At 70.8% G+C, this 15324-nt stretch carries 13 protein-coding genes and 1 pseudogene; 5 read left to right on the plus strand and 9 right to left on the minus strand.

The window, feature by feature from the left end; all coding sequences use genetic code 11:
• Nucleotides 1–245: 245 nt before the first annotated feature.
• A complete protein-coding gene (locus CEK69_RS00565; RefSeq protein ID WP_152243166.1) occupies nt 246–1367 on the minus strand; it encodes a phosphatidylinositol-specific phospholipase C1-like protein in 1122 nt (373 codons plus the stop codon).
• A gap of 364 nt (nt 1368–1731) precedes the next feature.
• Nucleotides 1732–3687, minus strand: a complete 1956-nt coding sequence (locus CEK69_RS00570; RefSeq protein ID WP_152243168.1) for an acetyl-CoA hydrolase/transferase C-terminal domain-containing protein — start codon at nt 3685–3687, stop codon at nt 1732–1734.
• A gap of 198 nt (nt 3688–3885) precedes the next feature.
• Here CEK69_RS00570 and CEK69_RS00575 point away from each other — a divergent pair, with 198 nt between their 5' ends.
• From CEK69_RS00575 to CEK69_RS00585, 3 genes are read left to right on the plus strand one after another with little or no spacing between them, the layout of a single operon-like run.
• Nucleotides 3886–4254, plus strand: coding sequence for a BlaI/MecI/CopY family transcriptional regulator (locus tag CEK69_RS00575; RefSeq protein WP_010340889.1), 369 nt, complete (start codon nt 3886–3888; stop codon nt 4252–4254).
• Nucleotides 4244–5689, plus strand: a complete 1446-nt coding sequence (locus CEK69_RS00580) for a TonB family protein (protein ID WP_152243170.1) — start codon at nt 4244–4246, stop codon at nt 5687–5689. The genes CEK69_RS00575 and CEK69_RS00580 overlap by 11 nt, the downstream gene beginning before the upstream one ends.
• Entirely contained in the window at nt 5686–6282 is a 597-nt protein-coding gene (locus tag CEK69_RS00585) for a hypothetical protein (protein ID WP_152243172.1), read from the plus strand. Before CEK69_RS00580 ends, CEK69_RS00585 begins: the two co-directional genes overlap by 4 nt.
• A 45-nt stretch (nt 6283–6327) precedes the next feature.
• Here the strand turns inward: CEK69_RS00585 and CEK69_RS00590 are convergent.
• From CEK69_RS00590 to CEK69_RS00620, 7 genes and pseudogenes are all read right to left on the minus strand, one after another.
• Nucleotides 6328–6884 (minus strand): annotated as a pseudogene (locus tag CEK69_RS00590) (flavin reductase family protein).
• Nucleotides 6885–6944: 60 nt separating this feature from the next.
• The gene (locus tag CEK69_RS00595; protein ID WP_152239973.1) at nt 6945–7562 is read right to left on the minus strand and encodes an ATP-binding cassette domain-containing protein; all 618 of its coding nucleotides are present in this window, start codon (nt 7560–7562) and stop codon (nt 6945–6947) included.
• Nucleotides 7563–7590: 28 nt separating this feature from the next.
• Nucleotides 7591–8286 (minus strand): molybdate ABC transporter permease subunit, encoded by a 696-nt coding sequence (gene modB, locus CEK69_RS00600; protein WP_152239972.1) that lies wholly within the window; start codon nt 8284–8286, stop codon nt 7591–7593.
• Between the two features lie 9 nt (nt 8287–8295).
• Nucleotides 8296–9075, minus strand: coding sequence for a molybdate ABC transporter substrate-binding protein (gene modA, locus CEK69_RS00605; RefSeq protein WP_152243174.1), 780 nt, complete (start codon nt 9073–9075; stop codon nt 8296–8298).
• A 116-nt stretch (nt 9076–9191) separates the two neighbouring features.
• Complete coding sequence (locus CEK69_RS00610) at nt 9192–10022, minus strand: MBL fold metallo-hydrolase (RefSeq protein ID WP_152243176.1); 831 nt, start codon at nt 10020–10022, stop codon at nt 9192–9194.
• A complete protein-coding gene (locus CEK69_RS00615) occupies nt 10019–10369 on the minus strand; it encodes a metalloregulator ArsR/SmtB family transcription factor (RefSeq protein WP_152181042.1) in 351 nt (116 codons plus the stop codon). The genes CEK69_RS00610 and CEK69_RS00615 overlap by 4 nt, the downstream gene beginning before the upstream one ends.
• 4 nt (nt 10370–10373) lie before the next feature.
• Nucleotides 10374–10742 (minus strand): rhodanese-like domain-containing protein, encoded by a 369-nt coding sequence (locus tag CEK69_RS00620; RefSeq protein ID WP_017909974.1) that lies wholly within the window; start codon nt 10740–10742, stop codon nt 10374–10376.
• Nucleotides 10743–11139: 397 nt separating this feature from the next.
• On the opposite strand from CEK69_RS00620, the gene CEK69_RS00625 reads away from it, so the two are divergent.
• Nucleotides 11140–12090, plus strand: a complete 951-nt coding sequence (locus CEK69_RS00625) for an efflux RND transporter periplasmic adaptor subunit (RefSeq protein ID WP_193313848.1) — start codon at nt 11140–11142, stop codon at nt 12088–12090.
• A gap of 1 nt (nt 12091) precedes the next feature.
• Entirely contained in the window at nt 12092–15307 is a 3216-nt protein-coding gene (locus CEK69_RS00630; RefSeq protein WP_152243180.1) for an efflux RND transporter permease subunit, read from the plus strand.
• Nucleotides 15308–15324: the final 17 nt, after the last annotated feature.

Consider the following 15324-nt stretch of genomic DNA (forward strand, 5'->3'; position numbering starts at 1 on the left):
GTGGTGGTGCGCGCGCTGGCGTCATCGGCGTCGCTGGCGCGGGCGGTTGGCGAGAGCGCAAGCGCGAGGGCGATGGCACAGCACAGGGGGCGGGGGCGATGGATCGGGAGCATGGGGGTGGCTCGTTGGGGGAAACAGCGGTTGCGATCCGAAGTCCAGGCGCGCCGATGCCGGCGCGCGGATCGCCCAGGCCTTCCATTGCGTACGTGTGGGGCGTGGCCGCGACGTCGCGCGGCCAATGGCGTTCAGTGGCGCAGGTCGACGCCGTGGCAGTCGGCCTGCGGACGCTGCGGATTGCAGCGGGCGACGGCGTCGCCGGGGAAGCGCACCACGTAGCCGGAGGCGGCAGGCTCGTGATCGGGAAAGTCGGTGCTGAGCAGTTGCGCGCCGCTGGCGAGCATGGCGTCGCGTCGCGCGGTGTCGTTGCGCAGGGCTTCCTTGAGGTCCGCGTCGGTGCGGGTGCGCACCAGGTAGCCGGCCTTCACCAGCGTCGCGATCTCGTCGGCGCTGCCGTCGTTGCGCTCGACGAAGGCGGCGTCGTCGGCGCCGGGATCGGCATTGGTGAAGCACACGCGGCCGCGCAAGGACGGATGGCCGGCCAGGTAGGCCGGGCCGACCGCACGCTGGTCGAGCAGGAACACCACCTTGCCGCGCGCCGCGGAGAGCGCCGGCCAGCCCTGCGCGAGCACGGCGGCGTTGAGCGTGGCCGCACTGCCGCGTACCTGGTCGGGGCTGATGTAGTCGTTCGCGGCGAACACCGAGCGCAGTTCGGCGTCCAGCGCGTCCAGCGCCTTGCCGTCGAACGGCTCCGGCTGCACTGTGGGGAAGGCCGCCGGCACGGTGGATTGCTTGGTTTCCAGCAGGATGAAGATCGGTAGATGCCCGGGGTGCCGTTGCGACCACGCCCGCACCTCGCGCAGACAGGCCAGCAGCGGCTGGCAGGTGCTGCGCTGGTCGAGGTCTTGGATGTGCATGACCTTGAAGCCCGGCCGCTGCATCACGCCCGGCGCGGCGATCGGCGGCGCCGGCGGCAGCCCGGCCTTGGCGAGCTGGTCGATCATCGCCGGGTGCGCGTAGCGTCCGCCCTTGGCGTCGGCGTAGATGTCCAGTTCGATCTGGCGCACGCCGTCGTCCAGTTGCTGCGTCAACGGCGGATGCCGGTAGTCCAGCACCGCGAACGTCGCTGGATCCAGGCGTTTCCACAGCGCCGCTTCGCTGGGCGCGAAGCCGGCGTGGTAGCTGTTGTGGCTGCCGATGTACTGCAGGTCGCCAAGCCTGGGTGCGGCGCACAGCGCAGATGGCAACAGCGCCAACACCGCCAGCAGGGCGCGCAGCGCAGCTGGCGCGCTGCGGAGTTTCGACGACATCGGGACAGAACGTTGGGGGAACATCGTGGCCACGCTTGGTAACGATATCCCGACAGCATCCCGAGTGCAGTTGACGCGGGTGTTGCCAAATCGTGTCATGGCCCGCGCTGTGCCACGATCGTGCGCGGTGTCCTATGCACGCATGACCGTCGTCACGTTGTTGCGGCTGGTTTGGACAAGCACCGCCGGCGATGCGGTTTTGCCGCAACTCAGTGCGAAGTGTTGTCGTTGTTGCGAGAGCGACTTGGCCGCGACGGGCATTCCCGATCGCGCGCGTTGCGGCTGTCGGCCCAGGTCACGTCGAGCCGCTTCTATACGTAAACCCTGCGTCGCCGGGTGGCTCCCTGCCGTTGCCGCGCGTGCGTCATTGAGGCGTGCGCGTGCGCTGCAGGGCGAATGCCAGCAACGTCGCGTCCAGCCGTTCGCCGAGGCTGCGCGGCGCGTCCAGCCCCATGCGCTGCATGCAGGCGGCATCCGCCGCGGGACGCGCCAGCACCGCGCTGGCCACCGTCTTCAGCTTGGCGCCGGTGCTGGCGGAGTGCTGCTGCAGCCAGGACAGGGCGCGCAGCAGGCGCTGCTCGACCTCGGTGAAATCGCTGCCCAGCGGATAGTCGGGCAGGGTGCCGTCGCGGCGGAACGGCGCCAGCGCGTCGCGCACGCGCGCAGCCTGATTGCGTTGCCAGTGCGTGGGTGCTGCGAAGTCGGCGGCCAGCTTGCCGTTGGCCTTCGCCGTCTCCAGCAACGCGGGTTGGGCCTGCACGTCGGCGATCCCGACCATCGCCGCGATGCAGTCCTCGTCGGTCAGACCGCGCAGGTCGGCGATGCCGTACTCGTTGACGTAGAGGTCGCGCAGGTGCCGCGGAATGGTGGTGTGGCCGTAGTTCCAGCGCACGTTGGACTGCGTCGCGCCGCCGTCGCTGCGGACGGCGCGGAACATCAGCACGCTGCGTGCGTCGTCCAGTGCGTGCGCCATGGACACGAAGTTGTACTGGCCGCCGACGCCGGACACCACGCGGCCATCGTCCAGCGCATCGGACACCGCCGCGCCGAGCGCGGTGGCCATCATGCAGGAGTTGAAGAAGCGCGCCTCGCGTCGCTGTACCCGGCGCAATGCCTCGTCGCCGTAGAGCTGGTTGATCTCGCTGATGCGGCGCATGCCGATCGCCGCGCGCGCCTGCGGATCCATGTCGCGCAGCCAGGCGTAGAACTCCGGCGAGCCCAGGTAGAACGCGCCTTGCAGGTATTCGCCCTCGCGCTCCAGACGCTGCAGGTCCTGCGCATCGGCAGTGCCGTCGGCCACGCGCTGCAGCAGTGGCGCGTCGTCGAGCACCTTGCGCCGGATCACCCCGCACTGGACCAGTTGTCGGAAGCCTTCGTTGAGCATCTCGCTGCAGCCGAACAGGCCGATCGCGAACGGCTTCAGGCCGCCGCATTCGCGCACCGCCGGATGCCGCTCCAGTTCCGGATCCAGCGCCGCCAGCACCTGCCGGTAGCGCGCGTTGTCGGTATGCCGCAGCACCAGCGCGTGGCACAGCGCATCGGCCAGGGTGCCGATGCCGATCTGCAGGGTGCCGCCGTCGCGCACCAGCGTGCTGGCGTACAGGCCGATGGCGTAATCGGCGTCGGCGACCGGCTGCCGCGGCAGCCCGAACAGGCGCGGATACGGCCCCGGCGGCGTCACCACCACGTCGAAGAAGCTCGGCTCCACCGCCGCGCAGCCGCCGATCCACGGCAACTGCGGATCGACTTCGGCCACCAGCAGCGGCCGCGGCAGGCCGCGCCGCTGCACTGCGGTCAGGGTGTCCTGGGTGATGTCGTTGTTGCACGAGAACGATAGCCGGGTGCCGTCGGGTTCGCGCGCCACCTTCTGCACGATCAGGTTCGGCGCGCGCTGCGCCACCGCATCGGCGGCATGGGTGTAGTTGAGGCTGGTGTAGCTGCGCTGCGCCTGGGTCGAGCGCAGCAGCGCGCCGGACTGCATGTAGAACTCTTCGACCTGGATGTGCGCCGGCAGCGCATCGCGCTGCATCGCCTGCACGTAGCGCAGACGTGGGAAATCCTCGCCGAAATGGCGCTGCACGAACGGGCGCGCGAACCGACCCTGCAGCCCACCGCCGGGCGCCGGCGGATTGAGCGACAGCGCGGTGTAGATCTGCAGCGGCCGCGTCGGATCGTGTTCGATCCGCTCGTACAGCGCGTTGAGCAAACGATGCGGCTTGCCCAGGCCCAGCGGTGCGCCCACGCGCAGCGGGCCGGCGATGCGCTGCAGGATCAGGTCGGCAGCGGCGTCGAGGTCGTCGAGGTGATCGGTCATCGGCATAGCTTAGAGGGTGTGCCGGCGATTGCGTGGATCGTGGTGCGAGCGATACGCGCGGTGCCGCGGCGTACGCGATTGGCGGCGACGACCTCCGGGCGTGGTGGCATGCCGATCGCCAGGACATCCGACGCTGCGCAAAAAACGCTTGACATGCGTTTTGTTTACGCGCGTAATCATTGAAAATTTACGGGCGTAAACGAAATGTCGATCAGCGACGCGGAAGCCGTGGTCATGGAGGTGCTGTGGGAGCGGCACCCGCTCAGCGCCGAGGAGGTGTTCGCCGCCTTGTCCGGGCATGGCGGCTGGGCCGAACCCACGGTCAAGACCCTGCTCAACCGCTTGCTCAACAAGGGCGCGATCCGCGCTGACAAACAAGGCCGCCGCTATCTGTACACGCCCCTGCTGCAGCGCGCGCAGTGGGTGCAGCAACAGAGCGAAGGCCTGCTCGACCGCCTGTTCGGCGGCCGTATCGCGCCGTTGGTGGCGCACTTCAGCGAACGCGGCAAGCTCAGCGATGCCGATATCGCCGAACTCAAACGACTGATCCAGGAGCTGGACGATGAGCATTGACGGGATCGTGAGGGACCTCGGGAGTACCGCGCTGGTCGTCAGCGTGGCCATCGCGGCGGTGCTGGCATTGCGCGTGCCGATGCGGCGCGCGTTCGGCGCCGGCATCGCCTACGCGCTATGGATCGCGGTGCCATTGGCGCTGCTGGCGGCACTGTTGCCCAGCGGCTGGCGTCCAGCGTTGCCGGCGGGCTTGGCGCTGGACATGCCGGCGGTGCTGGTCGGCGTGACACGGGCGCAGATGTCGGCAGGCGACGGCTTGTCGGCGAGCGGGCATGCCACGGTCTGGTTGCTGTCGTTGTGGCTGGCGGGTGCGCTGGCCTCGGCGGCCTTATTGTGGCGGCAGCAGCGCCGCTACCGGCGCAGCCTGGGTCGCTTGCAGCCTGGCGAGGATGGCGTGCTGGTCGCCGAGCATGCGCTGCATGGGCCGCTGGTGCTGGGTGCGTGGCGGCCGCAGGTGGTGGTGCCGATGGACTTCGCCGCGCGCTATCCGCCGCCGCAGGCGCAACTGGTGCTGGCGCACGAACGCATGCATATCGCCCGCGGCGACACCCGCAGCAATCTGCTGCTCGCCGTGCTGCGCTGCGTGTACTGGTTCAATCCGCTGCTGCAATGGGCCGCCACGCGTTTCCGCCTGGATCAGGAACTGGCCTGCGATGCCGCGGTGCTGGTTCGCCATCCTGGCACGCGCCGGCATTACGCCGAGGCGATGCTGCAGACCCAGTTGGACGCGCTGGCCTTGCCGGTGGGCTGCCATTGGCAGGCGGGCAGCGTCCTGTGCCAGCGCATTGCCTTGCTGCGGCGCCCGGCGGTGCGTGGTTGGCGGCGTCGTCTGGGCCTCGCGGCGGTGACGCTGGCCGCGTTGAGCGGGAGTGCGATGGCACTGGCGTTGCCAACTGGAACAGATGCCACGGGCGTGGCACGCGATCTTGCCGCGAGCGAGGTGGATGGCACGTCGGCACGATCGGTGCAGCAGGCGTCGGTGGTCGCCGCGCGGACCGGAGCGCAGCCTGCCAAGGTGATCGACATGCCGCCCCCGAAATACCCGGATGAAGCGGTGCGTGCCGGCGTCTCCGGCAAGCTGGTCCTGCTGGTCGAGGTGGATGCGCACGGGGCGCCGAGCGGCGTGCGCGTGCTGGATCATGGCAGCGGTAGCGCAGTCTTGGATGCTGCCGCGGTCACCGCCGCCTGGAAGTGGCGCTTCTCGCCGGCGACTGCGCACGGACGCGCTGTGGCCAGCCGCGTGAAGATCCCGGTCGCGTTCGACGTGGAAATGTACCCCGAGGAGGCGCCGGCTGGCGTCGCCGATGCTGCGAACTACCGCTGGTATCGCCTGGGCGAGGATGCTGGCGACACCTTGGCGAGCTTGTGCGACAAGGTGTTCTCCGGCAAGGGCGGCGCCGCGCCGCTGTGCGGCATGGCGCGGACCGTGCGATGAGTGCGCACGGGCGGACCGGCATGCTGCTGGCGTTGGTCCTTTCCGGCTGCGCCAGCCACGTGCCGAAAGAGGCGCCGCAACCGACCCAGCGCATCGACTCGGTGGATCAGCGCATGTTGGAAACAGGATTCGGCGCGACGCCCGGTGCGGCGGCGGTGCAGTCGTATCGGATGCAGCCGCAGGAAGTGTTCCGCATGCCGCAACCGCTGCAGGCGCCGACGCCGCAGTTGCCAGGCGCGTCGCTGCGCCGCACGTTGGCCCCGACCACGGTGTGCGTGCGGGTGATCCTGTCCGCGCAAGGCATGGTGGAGCGCAGCGCCCTGTTGAACGATCGCCCAGACTGCAGCGCGGGCGCGCAGCCGGAGATGGCCGATCTGCTGCAGGCGGTGCAGGACGCGGTCGCGCACTGGCGCTTCGTGCCGGCGGCGATCTGCACCTATGCCGATCCGGCGCAGCGGCCGGCGCAGGAGGGGCGCTGCGACGATGCGCAGTCGGTGCAGGAGGTGCCGGTGACGCTGGCCTACGCGTTCACCTTCGAGGTCCGACAGGGCAAGGCCAGCGTGCAGTCGGGACGCGTCGGCGGCGCGCGCTGAGCGCCGCGATCGCAGTGTGCGGTCTGCCTCGTCCGTTGCCGGGAACTACAGCATCTCCGGCTTGAACAGGCGCCGCCGCGAGATCTCCGGGCCGGACAGCATGAAGCGGCCGTCGCCCCGGTAGTGCAGGGTGCGCGGCCGCTTCGGCGAGGCGGCGACGTGCGCCTTGACCACCTCCCATACGAACAGGCCGTGTTTGCCGATCTGGCTGCCATCGTGCAGGCGGCATTCGAAGCTGGCGTAGCACTCGGCGATCAGTGGCGCCGCCAGGTGCGTGGCGGGCACCGCGGTGAGGCCGAAGTGCGCGAACTTGTCCAGGTCCGCACCGCTGGTATTGCCGATGCCGACCACGGTGTCGACCAGGTCGGCGGTGGGCAGGTTGATCACGCATTGCTTGCTGCGCCGGAGCAGCGCGAAGCTGTGGTTGGCGCTGGAAATGCAGCAGGCCAGCAGCGAGGGCGAGAACTCCAGCACCATGTGCCAGCCCAGGGTCATGATGTCGCGTTGCTGCTTCCACGCCGAACTGACCAGCACCACCGGGCCGGCTCGAGGAAGCGGCGCACGTCCTGGGTGGGGAAGTCGAGCTTGCGGTAGCGGCGCATGCGCAGTCTGCCGTGGCGGGGCCTTCAGTCTCGCCGGCCCGGGTGAACGCGATGTCGGCGTCAGTCCAGCCGATGCACCGCGTCGGCGATGCGTGCCACTTCCTCGGCCTGGTGGCTGACGTAGAGCATCGGCAGGCGCACGTCGTCGCGTACGCGCTGCAGGTAGGGGATCAGTTCGCTGCGGCGGTCCGCGTCCAGCGCCGACAGCGGTTCGTCGAACAGCAGCAGCGACGGTTGCGACAGCAGCGCGCGGCCGATCGCCACGCGCTGCGCTTCGCCGCCGGAGAGCGTGTCGGGGCGCCGCCCGAGCAACGCGCCGATGCCGAGCAGCTCGACCACCGCGTCCAGTGCAAAGCGCGCCGGCCGGCCGCGGCCGTGGCGGCCGTAGCCAAGGTTGCGGCGCACGTCCATGTGCGGGAACAGGCGCGCGTCTTGGAATACGTAGCCGATGCCACGGCGATGCGCCGGCAGGTCGATGCCGGCGGCGCTGTCGTACAGCACCCGGCCATCGATGGCGATGCGCCCGCCGCGCGGCGGCAGCACCCCGGCGATGGCGTTGAGCAGGCTGGTCTTGCCCGCACCGGACGGACCGACCAGGGCGACCACGCGCGCCTGTTCCTCGATGCGCACGTGACGGGCGAAACGGCCGCGCTGCAGGTGCAGGTCGATGCTCAGCATCGGTGCAGGCTCCGGGTGCTTGCGCGGCTCATGCATCCGCCTCCGCGCCGCGCTGGCGCCGGACCAGCCACTCGGAGGCCAGCAAGGCGCCCAGCGAGATCGCCAGCGCCACCGCCGCCAGCCGCCAGATGCCGGCTTCGGCGCCGGGCACCTGCAGCAGGCTGTAGATCGCCGAGGCCAGGGTCTGGGTCTGTCCCGGGATGTTGGAGACGAAGGTGATGGTGGCGCCGAACTCGCCCAGCGCCTTGGCGAAGCCGAGCACGCCGCCGGCGACCACGCCCGGCCACGCCAGCGGCAGGGTGACGGTGAAGAACACCCGCCAAGGGCCTGCGCCGAGCGTGGCGGCGGCCGCTTCCAGGCGGCGGTCGGTGGATTCCAGGGCCAGGCGGATCGCCCGCACCATCAGCGGGAAGCCCATCACTGCGCTGGCCAGCGCCGCGCCGGTCCAGCGGAACGCGAACTGCACGCCCAGGTGCTCGAACAGCCAGCCGCCGATCGGCCCCTGCAGGCCGAACAGTTGCAGCAGCGCGTAGCCGGTGACGATCGGCGGCATCACCAGCGGCAGGTGCAGCAGCGCGTCCAGCAACGACTTGCCGAAGAAGCGGCGCCGCGCCAGCAGCCAGCCGCAGGCCACGGCGAACGGCAGGCTGGCCAGCGCCGCGACCAGCGCGACCTTGACGCTCAGCGCGATCGCGGTCAGTTCCTGCGCGGTGAAGTCGAACAACGCCAGGCCTCAACGGGCGAGCGAGAAACCGTGGCGACGGAAGATCGCCTGTGCCGGTGGCGTGCCCAGCCAACGCACGAAATCGGCAGCGCTCTTCGCCTGCGCGCTCGCCCGCAGCGGCGCCACCGGATACACGATCGGCGCGTGGCTGTCGGCGGGGAAGGTCGCCACCACCCGCACCTTCGGTTCGGCCTGGGCGTCGGACCCGTAGACGATGCCCAGCGGCGCTTCGCCGCGCGCCACCAGCATCAGCGCGCTGCGCACGCTCTCGCTCTCGGCCAGGCGCGGCTGCACGCTGTCCCACTGACCCAGCGCCTGCAGTGCGGCGCGCGCGTACTTGCCGGCCGGCACGCTGGCGGTCTGGCCGACCGCCAGGCGCCCCTGCGCGCCGAGCGCGGCGAGCAGCGCGCCGGGTTTGCGCAGGTCGACCTGCGCCTTGCTGGCGGCCTGCGCCACCAGCACCAGCGTGTTGCCGAGCAGGTCGCGGCGCAGTGCCGGATCGATCAACTTGCGCTGCTGCAGGTAGTCCATCCACTCCTGGTCGGCGGAGACGAACACGTCCGCCGGCGCGCCCTGTTCCACCTGCCGGGCCAGCGTGGAGCTGGCGGCGTAGGACACCTGCACGGGGGTGCCGCTGGCGCGCTGGTAGGCGCTGGCGGTCTCGTCCAGCGATTCCTTGAGGCTGGCGGCGGCGAACACGGTCAGCGGCGTCTGCGCCGAGACTGGCGCGATCGCGGTGGCGACGATCAAGGTGCACAGGCACAGCAGGCGGCGCAGCGGTCGGGTCATGGGTCACTCCAGCGGGGGGCAGGTAGGCGATGCGGCAGGGCGCGGCGGCGCGCGCGTACGGTCGCGCAGCGCTGTCGCAACTCCGCATCCTAGCGCGCCGGCGGCGCGCTGCCTGCTCACGCCGCCGGCGGCGCCAGGTCGTCGGTGCGGCCGGCCTGGATGTTGGCGCGCACCGACGGCTGCATCAGCCGCGGCTCGGCCAGCGTCGCATCGCGCGCCTGGCGCAAGGCCACGAAGGCCGCTTCGTCGATGCCATCGCGCACATGGATGTTGCTGCGGCGCTGTTCGCCGATGCTGGTCTGGCAGGCCACCGCGCGGCCGCCTGCGCCATAGTCGTGGCACACGAACACGCGCGTCGCCTCCGGCAGCGCGTACAGCCGCTGGATCGAACGGTACAGCGTGGCCGCGTCGCCGCCGGGGAAATCGCAGCGCGCGGTGCCGCTGTCGGGCATGAACAGCGAATCGCCCGGGAACAGCGCATCGCCGATCAGGTAGGCGACGCTGTCGCCAGTATGGCCTGGCACGGCGATCACCTGTGCCTGCACACTGCCGATCGCGAAACGCTCGCCATCGGCGAGCAGGTGATCGAAGCCGCAGCGCGCCTGCGCGTCCGCGTCCAGGCCGAACTGCGGCGCGAAACGGGCGCGCACCTCGCGGATGCCGTCGCCGATCGCCAGCGTCGCCTGCGGCCATCGCTGCTTGAACCATTGCGCGGCGGAGACATGATCGGCGTGGGCGTGGGTCTCGAGAATCCAGCGCAGGTGCAGTCCGCGCGCGTCCATGCACGCCGCCAACGCCTGCGCCGGTGCGTCGTCCAGTGCGCCGGTCTGCGGGTCGTAGCCCACCACCGGGTCGATCACCGCGGCGTCGTGTTCATCCTCGACCACGTAGCTCCAGGTGCCGGAACCGGCGTGGTGGAAGGCGTGGACGTGCGGATGCTGGCTCATCGATCGCTCCGGGTGGCGGCAGGTGGCGCGGCGCTGCAGTAGATGCCGTGCAGCACCTCGAGGATGTGCTGCACCGGGCCGGGCACCAGCGAATAATAGATGGTCTGACCCTCGCGGCGGGTCTGCACCAGTCCATCCTCGCGCAGCAGCGCCAGGTGTTGCGACAGCGCCGACTGGCTCAGCTCCACACGTGCGTTGAGCTCGCCGACCGATTGCTCGTGGTCCACCAGCAGGCACAGCAGCAGCAGCCGCTTCTCGTTGCCGAGCGCTTTCAGCAAACGCGCCGCCTCGCTGGCGTGCGCGCGCATCGCAGCAGGGTCCAGGGCGGTTGCGGCGCGGCGCGGCATGGGCTCAGAAATCGACCGGGCCACCGGCCGCGGTCCAGCCCAGGAAGCCGCCGGTCAGCGAGCGCACCGCGGTGTAGCCCAGGTGCTGCAGGCTCAGTGCCGCCAGGGTGGAGCGGCCGCCGCTGGCGCAGTACAGCAGGATCGGCTGGTCGCGTCGGGCCAGCGCCGGATCGGCGTCGAGACGGAATTCGAGGATGCCGCGCGGGATGTTGATGGCGTTGGGCAGATGGCCCATGGCGAACTCGCCGGGTTCGCGCACGTCGATGATCCACTCGCCGGGCAGCGGCGTGGCGGCGGCATCGGTGTGGGCAGGGGTTTCGTGGATCTGCGCGCGTGCGCGGTCGACCAGGACTTGGGCGGAGGAGGCGGGCATTGGGGGTGCTCGGCGGGAAAGTGCGGCCATAATATCAGTTGACTCTAATATAAGAAAATTCTAATTTATCTCGCGGCCAGCCTCGGGCGGCCGCGCCCGATCTGCCGCGGTGGGGTGCCCACCGACGGCGCGGATGCGCCCTTTCCTCTGGAGTTCGATCATGCGTGTGCTTCGTTGGGCGATCCGCTGTGCCTGGCGTGCTGGACGGCGGCGCGGAACGCTTGCCGCACCTGCCGCACCTGCCGCTGCGCCGGTCCGCGGCAGCGGTCGCGCGCCCCTGGTGGGCGCGCTCGTGGCGCTCGCGGCGCTGGCGCTCGCTGGCTGTCGCCATGAAGCCGAAAGCCTCGCGCCGCCGCCGTTGCCGGCGCTGGCGACCGTGCCGGTGGAGCCCGCGGCGATGGCATCGCGCTCCTGGGACGGCGTCGTGACCGCGGTGGAGTACGCCGATCTGAGTGCGCAGACCGGCGGGCGCGTGCGCAGCGTCGCGGTGGACGTGGGCGACCGGGTCGCCGCCGGCCAGGTGCTGCTGCAACTCAGCGCAGTGGAACAGCGCGCCGGTGTGGCCAGTGCGCAGGCGCAAGTGCGTGCCGCGACGGCCAGCGCCGACGAGGCCGAGGCCAGCTATCGCCGCTATGCGTCGCTGGCCGGGGCGCAATACGTGTCGCGCGCGCAACTGGACCAGGCCCGCGCCACCCGCGATGCGGCCAATGCCGCACGCGCTGCCGCCGTCGCGCAACTGGCGCAGGCGCAGCAGCCGGCCGACTACACCGTGGTGCGCGCGCCGTTCGCGGGCGTCATCAGCGCGCGCGAGGTGCAGCCGGGCGAGGCGGTGGCGGCCGGGCAGGCCTTGCTGTCGCTTTACGTGCCCGGCGCGCAGCGCATCGAGGTGCAGGTGCCGCAGTCGGATGCGGACGCGGTCCGCGCCGCGCGTCGCGCGCAGGTGCGGCTGGACGATGGACGCATCCTGCAGATTCCGCAGGTGACGGTGTTCCCCACCGCCGATCCGCGCAGCCACAGCGTCACGGTGCGGGTGCCGTTGCCGGCGCTGCAGCCTGCCCCGGCACCCGGTACCACGGCCAAGGTCGAGGTGCCGCTGGCTGCCGGCGATGCCGCGGAGGCGGCGCCGTTGCGCATTCCGCTGTCGGCGCTGCTGCAGCGGGGCGAACTCAGCGCGGCCTATGTGCTGGCCGACGGTCGGCTCAGCCTGCGGCAGCTGCGGATCGGGCAGCGCGATCCGCAGCGCGTGGAAGTGCTGGCCGGGCTGCGCGCGGGCGAGCGGGTGGCGCGCGATCCGGTCGCTGCCGGACAGGTGCTGGCGGCGCAGCGGCGCGCGCTGGCGGAGCATTGAGATGGCGGCCGGTTTCGGGATGTCCGGCCGCCTGGCGGCATTCTTCCAGGCCAATCCGCTGACGCCGCTGCTGGCCCTGCTCGGCCTGCTGCTCGGGCTGGCGGCGGTGGCGATCACCCCGCGCGAGGAAGAACCGCAGATCGACGTGACCATGGCCAACGTGTTCGTGTCGCTGCCGGGCGCCGATGCGCGCGAGGTCGAACAGCTGCTGAGCACGCCGCTGGAACAGAAGCTCGACGAGATCGAGGGCATCAAGCACGTGTACTCGGTGAGCCGCCCCGGGCAGGCGGTGTTGACCGTCGAATTCCAGGTCGGGGTGCCGCGGCAGACCGCGCTGGTGCGCCTGTACAACCAGGTGTATTCCAACCTGGACGTGCTGCCGACGCAGATGGGCGCCAGCGCGCCGCTGGTCAAACCCAAGGGCATCGACGACGTGCCGGTGATGAGCGTGACCCTGTGGAGCGACGATCCGCAGCGCAGCGCCGCCGACCTGGGGGCGATCGCGCGCACCCTGGAGACCGAACTCAAGCGCATCCCCGGCACGCGCGACATCTACAGCATCGGCGCGCCGCCGCGGGTGGTCACGGTGACGCTGGATCCGGCGCGGCTGGCCGCCTACGACCTCACCGTGGCCGACCTCGGCCAGGCGCTGCAGGGGGCGAACGTGGTGCGTCCGCTCGGCGATCGCATCGGCGGCGGCCGTGCGGTGCCGCTCAGTGCCGGGCGGTTCCTGGCCGATGCCGACGCCGTGCGCGAGCTGGTGATCGGCGTGCACGACGGTCGGCCGCTGCAGTTGCGCGATGTGGCACAGATCCAGGCCGGTGCCGACCTGCCCACGGCCTACGTGTGGTACGGCACGCCGCCCACGCGCGGCGGCCCGGCGCAGGGGCGCGCGCCGGCGGTGACCCTGGCCATCGCCAAGAAGCCGGGCAGCGACGCCTCGGCGCTCACCCGCGCGGTGAGCGCGCGCCTGCGGGCCTTGCGCGGCGAACTGCTGCCGCAGGGCGTGCATGCCGAGGTCACCCGCGACTACGGCGCCAGCGCGGCGGCCAAGGCCGGCAAGCTGATCCACAAGCTGGTGTTCGCCAGCGCCTCGGTGGTGCTGCTGGTGCTGTTCGCGCTGGGTTGGCGCGAGGCCATCGTGGTCGGCAGCGCAGTGGTGCTGACCCTGGCGCTCACGCTGTTCGCCTCGTGGGCGATGGGCTTCACCCTCAATCGCGTGTCGCTGTTCGCGCTGATCTTCTCCATCGGCATCCTGGTCGACGATGCCATCGTGGTGGTGGAGAACATCCACCGCCATCTGCGCGCCGGCGGCAAGACCTTGCGCGAGGCGATTCCGCCGGCGGTGGACGAGGTTGGCGGCCCGACCATCCTCGCCACCTTCACCGTGATCGCGGCGCTGATGCCGATGGCCTTCGTCAGCGGCCTGATGGGGCCGTACATGCGGCCGATCCCGATCAACGCCTCGGTCGGCATGCTGCTGTCGCTGGCGATCGCGCTGGTGGTGACGCCCTGGCTGGCGCTGAAGCTGCTGAAGCGGCATGTGCCGGCGCAAGCCGCGCAGGCACACGCGCGGGGCGACGCGCCACCGCGCCTGCAGCGCCTGTTCGGGCGCTTGCTGCACCCATTCCTGGATCCTGTCCGCGGCGCGCGCCGGCGCGGCTGGCTGTTCGCCGGCATCGCGGCCCTGCTGCTGGCCGCGGTCGGCCTGGTCGGGCTGCAGTGGGTGGTGCTGAAGATGCTGCCGTTCGACGACAAGTCCGAGCTGCAGATCGTGGTCGACCTGCCCGAAGGCAGCACCGTGCAGGACACCGATGCGTTGCTGGTGGAGTTGGCCGGGGTGCTCGACCGCACGCCCGAGGTGCACGACTACCAGGGCTATGCCGGGACCTCGGCGCCGGTCAACTTCAATGGCCTGGTGCGGCAGTACTTCCTGCGCAGCGGCAACAACGTCGGCGACCTGCAGGTGAATCTGATCGACAAACACCAGCGCACACGCCACAGCCATACCATCGTCCGCGCGCTGCGGCCGCCGCTGGCGGCGATCGCACGCCGGTATGGGGCCTCGCTGAAGGTGGTGGAGGTGCCGCCGGGGCCGCCGGTGCTGGCGCCGCTGGTGGCCGAGGTGTACGGGCCGGACCACCCTCGCCGCCGCCAGCTCGCCCTGGCGCTGGAGCGGCGCTTCCTGCGCACGCCGAACGTGGTCGATGTCGACACCAGCGTGGAGAGTGCGGCCACCCGCCAAACGCTGGTGGTCGACCGCGTGCGCGCCGCGCGCCTGGGCGTGAGCCAGGTGGCCATCGCCGATGCCCTGGCCACGGCGGTGCAGGGGCTGGACGTCACCTGGCTGCACGATGGCACATCCAAGGTGGCACAGCCGGTGCGGCTGCGCCTGCCGGGCGCCGCACAGGCCGCCAGTACCCGCCTGCTGGCGCTGCGCGTGCGCGGCGGCGATGGGCAACTGGTGCCGCTGTCGGAACTGGTCACGGTGCAGCGCCTGCCCTGGGACGACAGCATCGCGCACAAGGACCTGCGGCCGGTGGTGTATGTCACCGGCGACGAAGCCGGGCGCCTGGACAGCCCGCTGTACGGCATGTTCGACCTGGTCGGGCAACTGCGCGGCCACCGGCTCGATGGGCAGACGCTGCAGCAGTATTTCATCGCACCGCCGACCGACACCGCCGACTTCGCGGTGAAATGGGACGGCGAATGGCAGATCACCTACGAGACCTTCCGCGACATGGGCATCGCCTACGCGGTGGGCCTGTTGCTGATCTATCTGCTGGTGGTGGCGCAGTTCCGCAGCTATCTGCTGCCGCTGGTGATCATGGCGCCGATTCCGCTGACGGTGATCGGGGTGATGCCGGGCCATGCCCTGCTCGGCGCGCAGTTCACCGCGACCAGCATGATCGGCATGATCGCCCTGGCCGGCATCATCGTGCGCAATTCGATCCTGCTGGTGGACTTCATCCGTCATGCCCTGGCGCAGGGACGCGGCGCCGAACAAGCGGTGATCGAGGCCTGTGCGGTGCGCGCACCACCGATCGTGCTGACCGGCCTGGCGGCGATGCTGGGTGCGCTGTTCATCCTCGACGATCCGATCTTCAATGGCCTGGCGGTGGCGTTGCTGTTCGGCATCCTGGTCAGCACGGCGCTGACCCTGCTGGTCATCCCGTTGCTGTACTACCCGCTGGCACGGCGCGAAGCGGCGGCGTGAGCGCGACGCTGCGTCCA

It is taken from the genome of Xanthomonas sp. LMG 12462 (assembly GCF_009192885.1).
Classification (GTDB): domain Bacteria; phylum Pseudomonadota; class Gammaproteobacteria; order Xanthomonadales; family Xanthomonadaceae; genus Xanthomonas_A; species Xanthomonas_A sontii.